This window comes from Okeania sp. SIO2C2, from assembly GCF_010692625.1.
Lineage (GTDB): Bacteria > Cyanobacteriota > Cyanobacteriia > Cyanobacteriales > Microcoleaceae > Okeania > Okeania hirsuta.
On the sequence record NZ_JAAHGM010000122.1, the window covers coordinates 1 to 8682 of the forward strand.

The window sequence follows — 8682 nt, forward strand, 5'->3', positions numbered from 1 at the left end:
AATGCGCTAGTTGATTAGCTTGACAATTTAACTGGTGATAAGTTAATTGTCGGTCTTCAAATACTACCGCCACTGCATCCGGTGTTCTTTCTACTTGTTCTTCAAACAACTGATGAATGCACTTATCTTTGGGATAGTCAACAGTCGTATTATTCCATTCTACCAACAACTGATGACGCTCTTTGTCCGTTAACAGAGGTAATTCAGAAATGCTTATGTGGGGATTGATAACAATTGCCTCTAGCAAAGTACTCAAATGCCCACTCATCCCCTTAATTGTAGTGGCATCAAACAAATCACTGTTGTATTCACTCACAATAACCATTCCCTCCGCTCCTTCTTCTAAGAGAGAGAAAGTGAGGTTAAACTTAGAAATCCCAGGATCTACCTTGTAGTGAAACGCCTTCCATCCTAACTTGTCTTCGGTGGGAGACCAAGACTGAGTATCAGCTTTTTGAGTGAGCGAAATTTTGGGTGGAATTTCTCTTATAGGCGTCCCCGCGTCCCCGCGTCCCCGCGTCTGTGCGTCCCCTACTAGAGGTGGATTGATTACGAAAGCCACCTGAAACATGGGATTTTGGTTAACTTGTTGATCGGGGCGAAGTGCTTCTACCACCTTCTGGAACGGTACATCTTGATGGGAGTAAGCTGATAAACACACATTCCGGACTCGCTTTAACAGTTGGCAGAAACTCGGGTTACCGCTGAGGTCACTACGCAAGACCAAAGTATTGAGAAAGTTACCAATTATCTCTTCTAACTCTGGTCGATCCCGTTGGTCAATAACAGTACCCAAAACAATATCTTCCTCGGTCGAATAGCGATAAAGCAAAACTTTGATTGCTGTTGCCAAGGTCACAAATAAGGTAACATTTTCTTTGCGACTAAGAGTTTTGAGCTTTTCGATTAAGTCAAATGAGAGTTGGTGACGAACAAATGAACCAGCAAAAGTCGTTTGTGCAGTGCGAGGACGGTCAGTGGGAAGTTTTAATTGGGGTAAGTTTTCGAGTTGTCTTTGCCAGTAGGCAAGCTTATGAGAAAGTATTTCTCCTTTTAGGCGCTGGCGTTGCCAAACCGTAAAATCGGCATATTGTATAGTTAATTCTGGCAGAGGTGATGGTAAACCTTGACAAAATGCCGTATAAATAATTTCTAATTCTTGTACTATTTGGCTCAACGATTCGGCATCTACCAGAATATGGTGAATAGCGAAGTAGAGTCGATAGCTGTCTGAAGTAAGCTGAATTAGAGTAGCTCGCAGTAGGGGTCCTTGATTGAAGTCAAATCTCTGACGAAGTTGTTCAGTGGCAATACGCAGTGCTTCTGTTTCTCTTGCGGTTTCTGACCATTGCCGCAAATCGACTATTGGTAAAGTAAATGTAGATGGTGGCTGAATTTCCTGGCAGGGTTGACCGTTAACCAGTGGATAGGTAGTTCGGAGAATTTCGTGGCGACGGATGATTTCTGTGAGACCTTTTTCCAAGGCAGGAATATCGATCTCTCCACCTAGATGAATGGTCAAGCTTTCATTGCAGACTGGTTCTTCTGGTGTTAACTGATTGAGAAACCACATTTGTTCTTGACTAAATGATATTGGCATCATTGGTTCTCGTGGAATTGGTTGTAGGGATGCTCCAACATCTAATCCCTCAAGGGGAATAACCTCCTGGGCTAACTCAGCAACTGTGGGACACTCGAATAGGAGATTTAGAGGTAATTCTACTTGCAGGCGTACCCGCACTAGCCCGATAATTTTGGTGGCTAACAAGGAATGTCCGCCTAATTCAATAAAGTTGTCGTGAACTCCGATGGCAGAAACACCCAGAATCTCTGACCAAATTTGAGCTAGTTGCAGTTCTACCGCATCCCGGGGGGCAACAAAACTGGTTTCACGAAGCAAATTTGAAGCATCGGGAATGGGTAGAGCCTTGCGATCGACTTTGCCACTGGGTGTTAAGGGTAAAGCTTCCAGCATTATAAACGTTCCAGGCATCATGTAGTCTGGTAACTTTTCTGATAGAAAGTGGCGCAGTTGACCCGAAGTCGGGATTTGCCCCTGATTTGGACAAACGTAGGCGACTAAGCGTTTATCCCCTGGTTGGTCTTCTCGGACAATCACCGCAGTCTGCCGCAGGTTGGGGTGTTGGGCGAGTATTGCTTCAATTTCTCCGAGTTCGATCCGGAAACCCCGCACCTTGACCTGATTATCAATGCGACCGAGATATTCGATATTTCCATCAGGTAAATAACGAGCTAAATCTCCAGTTTTGTAAAGACGAGACCCCTCTTCTTGACTAAAGGGATTGGCAATAAATCGTTCTGCACTCAATTCGGGACGGTTGAGATAGCCTCTAGCTAGGCAAACTCCCCCGATGTACAACTCGCCGGGAATTCCCACAGGTACAGGTTTTGCGAATTCATCTAATAGGTAAATCTGAGTGTTAGCAATGGGACGACCAATAGGTGGTAGTGCTGACCAATTCTCAGTAGAACCCGTTAAGGTAAATGCTGTAACTACATGAGTTTCTGATGGTCCATAATGATTATGAAGGTAACAATCTTTTAGCTGGGAGAAAAAAGCGGCGATCGCCCTCGTAATTTGCAACTGTTCCCCTGCTGTGATTACTTCCCGCAAACTGATGGGAATCAATCCCCAAGTTTGAGCGGTCTCTGCTAACTGCTGTAAAGCAACAAAAGGCAGAAACAGTCTTTCTATTTGTTTTGCTCTTAAAAAATGTAGTAAAGCAACAGGGTCTCGTCGCACTTCTTCTGAGATTAAGACTAAAGTTCCACCCGCACACCAGGTTGAAAATATTTCCTGAAAGGAGACATCAAAGCTAATTGGTGCAAATTGTAGGGTTTTTGCTTTTGGTGAAACTGTTGTGTTTGACCGTTGCCAAAAAATAAGATTACTCAAGGCAACGTGCTTCATTGCTACACCTTTAGGTTTACCCGTAGAACCGGAAGTGTAGATTACATAAGCCAAGTTTTCCTCAGAAACACTACAGTTGGGATTTAAGTCAGTTTCTTGACTAACTAGATTCCAGTCAGCATCTAAACAAATGATTTGCGCTCTTATTTCCGGTAATCCAGTTACCAAGTTTTTTTGAGTTAATAGTATTGAAGCTTGAGAATCTTCAATCATGTAAGCTAACCGCTCTTGAGGGTAACCTGGGTCTAGAGGAACATAAGCTCCACCCGCTTTGAGAATACCCAAGAGACTTATAACCATCTCTAGCGATCGCTCAAAGCAAATTCCTACTAATACGTTTGGACCTATCCCCAGATGCTGCAAGTAATGAGCTAGTTGATTGGCTTTTTGATTTAAACTTTTATAAGTTAGTTGGTTCTCCTCAAACACAACAGCTACAGAATTGGGAGTTTGTTCTACTTGCGCTTCAAACAACTGATGCAGACAAATATCCGGAGGGTAATCTACGGCAGTTTTGTTCCACTCTCTTAAAAACTTATAATTTTCTTGATCTTGACTCAATGCCACATCCCCTCGTTTTTATTGTTAAAATAGCAATATTCTTTTGAGATTATAATGGACTTTGAGCTATTTCTCTGATGTCTGTCATTTCAGTTATCAGTTATCAATTATCAGTACCCTTAGCTCAGGCCTTTTTGTAACTCCTCCCGGAATAACTGGCGATGATGTTCTAAACACTGCTCATGTGAATCAAACAGGATTTGATCATTAATGTAATCTCGAATAGGAATATTAGTATTTTGTCCTTTAAAAACACCTATAGAAATACGTTCCTCATCCGCCATATGGCAAGAGGATGTATAACGTCACTGGACCTATCAATGTTGATGTGGCGAGAAACTATCTGAGAGTAGTAGTAGCGATCGCTAGTGCTGATGGTGAGTTAGCACAAGAAGAATTAGATTGGTTTCTGGAAGAACAGCAGCTGCTGGGAACACCATCTGACCTGATCGAAGAAAATGTCCTAAATTTCGATGGAAAAAATGCGGACATCGAAGAGCTATTGGGTGGTATGCATTATGATTTTTCTCTAAATTTTCGCTGTTGTATGTTGTACCAAGCGATCAAAATGAGCCGTGCCGATGGAGTGTATCACGAGAAGGAAAAAGCCACTGTTGCTCGGGCCGCGCAACTGTTAGGAATTGAACAAAAAGTACTTGTTAGTATTGAGTCTTTGGTAAAAATAGAAGAGTCGGCAGCTCGGCTACGATTTGCGATCTTTGAAACTGACGCTGAATAGTTGACATTGGCGTTGGAGAAACTGGGTTTCTAGCAAGAATAACAACGGAATATTAGTATTTCTCAAAGAAACCCGGTTTCTGAATCGGTGTCCTAGAGCGTCGGTCCAGTAGAAGTTATATCATGTCCGGTTAAACAGTGATAAATAAATAACTACGGAGTCCTCAGGTAGGGGAGCCGTCGGATTGGCGACGTACAGTCCTCAGGAGTCAGGAGGAAAGAGGTAATAAAGAAGAACAACTGGAGTTGAAGGAGAAAGTTTTTTTATAACTAATTATCCGGACATGATATTTTTGACAAAAACAAGAAAATGTGCAACTGCTAAAATTGGTAGCGTCAATAACAATTTTGAGCAAAATCACGAGCTCCTACAGGGCTATAAGTGAGGAGCGGGAGACGAGCAGAAGAACCATTTTCCGTAGATACACATTTTTTTAATTTGTCAAGCATTATTAATGGACCGACGCTCTAGGGTTGATGTGAACAATTAGTTGCCAGATGAGCTGTTGTTTTTTGTATTCGGCAATGGGTTGACTTTGTTTTGATTGTTTGATATTATTTTATAGTGGAAAAATGTGCTCACCTATAGAGTCTTCTTAGGAAGCGATCGCATTCCCATATTTAGCTTATCTGGTAAAGTGGGCTAGGAAACTGATTGAAAATCTCGCAATACTTATGGATTTCTGATTATGTCTGTCACTAATAAGTTTACTGCTTGGTTTGCTTTGATTTATCTGTGTTGTTTGTCGATGTTGTTTCAGGCTCCTGCGTTAGCTGAAAGCCTCTCCATGCTTGACTACAAGGTTACACCAGAAGTGATCTACGGCGAAGGGGAGATTACCCAAAACGGTAAATCGTTCTTTCGCGACTTGTGGATGGATTTCTACGAGCCACTTGCAGAGACGAAAAAACCACGACGGGCTATCATTTTTACTCACGGTGGCTCCTTCCATCGTGGCGATCCGCGCCGCACCTACGATGAAGATGGCGCTCAAGACACCTCACCGGGCGATTATTGTCGAAAGTTTGCAACACGGGGCTACGTTTGCTTCGCGATCACTTATAGACTAGCACCTGAGGGTCCAATACCTTCGGGGGAGGGCTACACCGAAGACGATCTCGACAGGAACAGCGTCACAATCATGTTTGATCAGGTGAATAAGATCCGTAACAATATGGGTCTCGATCCTCTAGATCCTAGCGCTCCTGAAGACATAGAACTTATGAGCGACGCAGTGCTGTCGGCAGCCGAAGACCTGCGTACCGCCCTCAACCATATCCGCAAGTTTTCTCGGAAGTACAATATTGATCCAGAGCACATTGTCCTCGGTGGATTTTCCGCTGGAGCCATAACAACATTGAATGTTGCCCATGGTATGCATGAACCAGTGGCAGGTGCTTTCCTACTGTCCGGTGGTAATGTCGGCTTCGACATCCTTCAAACGGTAACACCATCATCGGATAACCCGCCGATTCTTCTGTTCCAAGGACAGAACGACCTGAATGCCTTTTTCGTTGCCATACCCATTCTGATAGAGCATTACCAGGAAGTTGGTGTCAACTATAAGTTTGCTTGGGTCCCCGCCTTTGGCCACTTCTACGCCTCAGGTGTAACTAGCCTCTCCGGAGACGGTTCCAAGATGTCGGTTGAGGAACGGATTGTGCAGTTTCTTGAGGAGACATGGACGGGAAGTTAGACTCTTAACTAGCACATGGTGAAACCCTTACGCAGCAATAATTTCACCATGTGTCAGCTTCATCCATTGCGGATGCGATAGCGTCCGTGGGAGGCTCAGATCTTGCACCAAACGGAAAACATACTTGTGGAGGTAGGCACTATTGCAACAGCTCATCTGGCAACAGTGATAAGATTGGACGTTTTCAGTACCGAAATTGATTGTTCTTTTTTCGGTTTTTAAGTATATATGATGCATAGTGCAAGATGTGAGCCTAACGCCCTCTACAAGATCTTGGAGGCCAAGCGAATCTGTGTTTCCATGACCACAACAAATGCATCTGGAAGCTGCTCGGCATAAGATGCAAGAAGTCTGCGAATAGCATCGACCTTTGAGGCTGCTCCTTCATCCTGTAGAAGACAAGCCTATCAAAATCCTCTAGAAAAAGGTGTGAACCTGGATTAAACCTCTGTTTCAAATAAAACAAGCCGCAGTCGCTCAGTGGATTCTTCCATTTCTGCTACTGACTCTAGACTCACAACAACACTGCGTTCTATCCCTAAAATCTCTGCCGCTTTAGCCACAGCCGCTTTTTCTTTTTCATGATAACTACCATCAGCTCGGCTCATCTTGATCGCTTGGTACAACATGGTTCGGCGAAAATTTATAGAGAAATCATAGCTGATCCCTTTTAAGAGTTCCTCAATGTTGGCGTTTTTCCAATCGAATTGGTGTAGTACTTCGATGTACTCTTGAGGGTTTACGAACAAAAGCTCTTGTTCATCAACGTACCACTGGAATTCAGCGTCTGCTAGTTGGCCATCTGCCCCGGCGATGGCCATCAGTGCGCCACCATAATTCACAGCCACATCAAAATCAATGGGTTGAGTTATATTGTATCTATGCTGGGCATATTTGGTTGTTTGTAGACTTTTTCCGCTACTCATATTTCGCTCTTTTTCTGGGAACATCCTCGATTTTATTCCCCTTGAGTCATTTGATCAAGTAAGTAGGGCTTGCTGAAAAAAGCGTTCAAGGGGACAAGGTAATCAATCGTTCAGGAGGGGGGTTATTCAGAAGTTGGAGGAAGAAGGGAAGTCGCCTCAGAACGCAAAGCCCAAATCAGAAAATCAAGCACACAGCGACCTTGATTCCTCAGATTGGTAAACGTTATAAAAAACCTTCTTCCTTGAAACCTTACTCCTTTACTTCTGCCTTAGTTTCGGCAAAGGGTGTAAGTATTCAACCGAACATGATATTAGTCCTGTTTTTCCCAGTAATATCATGTCCGCTGGTATCGTTTGTGTAAACTCAAGGGTGAATATCTACAGGGAATTTAAGTTTTTTTATTGCCCTTAAGTATTCCTGCCTGTTCCCTGTTCCCTGTTCCCTGTTCCCTACCTTTGCTATACAATACCGATGCTACCGGACATGATATAATTTTGCTTGTAATAAGTTAACCGACTCTGGGAAAGCTTATTCCGAATCAACAACTCCAAAAATGAAATAGCGACGCGATTTGGATCGACAACAGGTACTCCTCTTCCCACTTCAGCTAGACGTTGAGCAACAGCATCAGCCACATTTAAAAAGCCAGTGCAACCAAAAATTATGGCATTAGCACCATCTTCATCAATCGCTTTGACACTTTCGGCATAGATTTTTTCTAGGGCAACTTGCTTGTCATGTAAGCTCAAAACCGGAAGATGCACGGAACGAATGGAAGCAAAATTGGGGGAAATCCCAAACTTCCTGATATGCTTCCGTTGCATTGCTACAACTGAATTCACAATAGTAATAATTGAGAACCTTTGAGCAAGCATCATCGCTGTATAAGCGCTGGGTCGGAACCCCCCAACAATTGGAATGTCAATGACCTCTCGAGCTGTTTCAACTCCACAGTAATCCATGTCCGATACAAAAATCCCGTCAAAGCCATCTCGTTCAGCTTTCACCGCTTGTGCAATCACATAAGGGGCATTGATTTCTGAATCATAACGACTTTCAATTGAACGAGCCCCCTCTGAAATATTTTCCACATCTACCGTCATATCAGGTGTGAGGACGGGTTCAACAGCTTGGGCAATTTCATCGTTGAAATCGCTGTTATTTATGGGAATAATAATTTTAATTTTCATAGGTTGGGTTTTTCATTTTCAAGATGTAACTATAGCAATATGATTTGAGTTGTGAGATATTGGAAACTTTTAGGGAACAGGGAACAGGGAACAGGGAACAGAGAAGAAGAAAAAAACGTATCATATCATGTCATGTCCGGTTGAATAATTAGACTTTGGTGGAAGGAAGGCAGAAGGCAGAAGGTTTTCCCTCATTTTAACCTTGATTTTATACACAAACGATGCTACCGGACATGATATCATATAAATATAGCAATTATTATATTCTATACTTTTAAGGAACACCTCAATTCTCACAACTGATTCCTGATTGCTATACAATTAAAAATCAGGGGAGCTTTTTTGATAGCAAAGTTTCAACAGTTCAGCTAATACCTGAACATGAGGTTCACTCAACATAGTGGTATGATTTCCAGGAACAACATGAACTTCCACGGGTTGGCAAGAATACTGGTTCCATCCCCAAGTTGGATCTGTGGGAATTTCACCAAGCATTCCCAATTCATCCTGATAAACTTCGCTAGTGCGGAACAGAGTAATCGGACCAGGATAACCTCCCTGTGGGAGATAACTCATAAAAGCAAGTTCATCACCTTTAATCGTTTGAACAATGCCACGCACTCGTTCAATTCCTGAA

At 43.0% G+C, this 8682-nt stretch carries 6 protein-coding genes; 2 read left to right on the forward strand and 4 right to left on the reverse strand.

The features are described from left to right. The coding region (locus F6K18_RS35405) for an amino acid adenylation domain-containing protein (protein WP_287527975.1) at nucleotides 1–3493 on the reverse strand (3493 nt) is incomplete at its 3' end. A gap of 295 nt (nucleotides 3494–3788) precedes the next feature. Between F6K18_RS35405 and F6K18_RS35410 the strand changes: the two genes are divergently transcribed. Both F6K18_RS35410 and F6K18_RS35415 read left to right on the forward strand, forming a co-directional pair. Continuing rightward, nucleotides 3789–4232, forward strand: a complete 444-nt coding sequence (locus tag F6K18_RS35410; protein ID WP_287527977.1) for a TerB family tellurite resistance protein — start codon at nucleotides 3789–3791, stop codon at nucleotides 4230–4232. A gap of 688 nt (nucleotides 4233–4920) precedes the next feature. Further along, nucleotides 4921–5928 (forward strand): alpha/beta hydrolase fold domain-containing protein, encoded by a 1008-nt coding sequence (locus F6K18_RS35415; RefSeq protein ID WP_287527980.1) that lies wholly within the window; start codon nucleotides 4921–4923, stop codon nucleotides 5926–5928. Between the two features lie 440 nt (nucleotides 5929–6368). Here the strand turns inward: F6K18_RS35415 and F6K18_RS35420 are convergent, their stop codons facing one another. From F6K18_RS35420 to F6K18_RS35430, 3 genes are all read right to left on the reverse strand, one after another. Further along, complete coding sequence (locus F6K18_RS35420; RefSeq protein ID WP_287527982.1) at nucleotides 6369–6878, reverse strand: TerB family tellurite resistance protein; 510 nt, start codon at nucleotides 6876–6878, stop codon at nucleotides 6369–6371. Between the two features lie 435 nt (nucleotides 6879–7313). Beyond that, nucleotides 7314–8045 carry an aspartate/glutamate racemase family protein gene (locus F6K18_RS35425; protein WP_287527983.1) on the reverse strand — a complete coding sequence of 244 codons (732 nt, stop codon included), beginning with the start codon at nucleotides 8043–8045 and terminating at the stop codon, nucleotides 7314–7316. 321 nt (nucleotides 8046–8366) lie between these two features. Further along, on the reverse strand, nucleotides 8367–8682 hold a 316-nt coding region (locus F6K18_RS35430), incomplete at its 5' end, for a hypothetical protein (protein ID WP_287527984.1).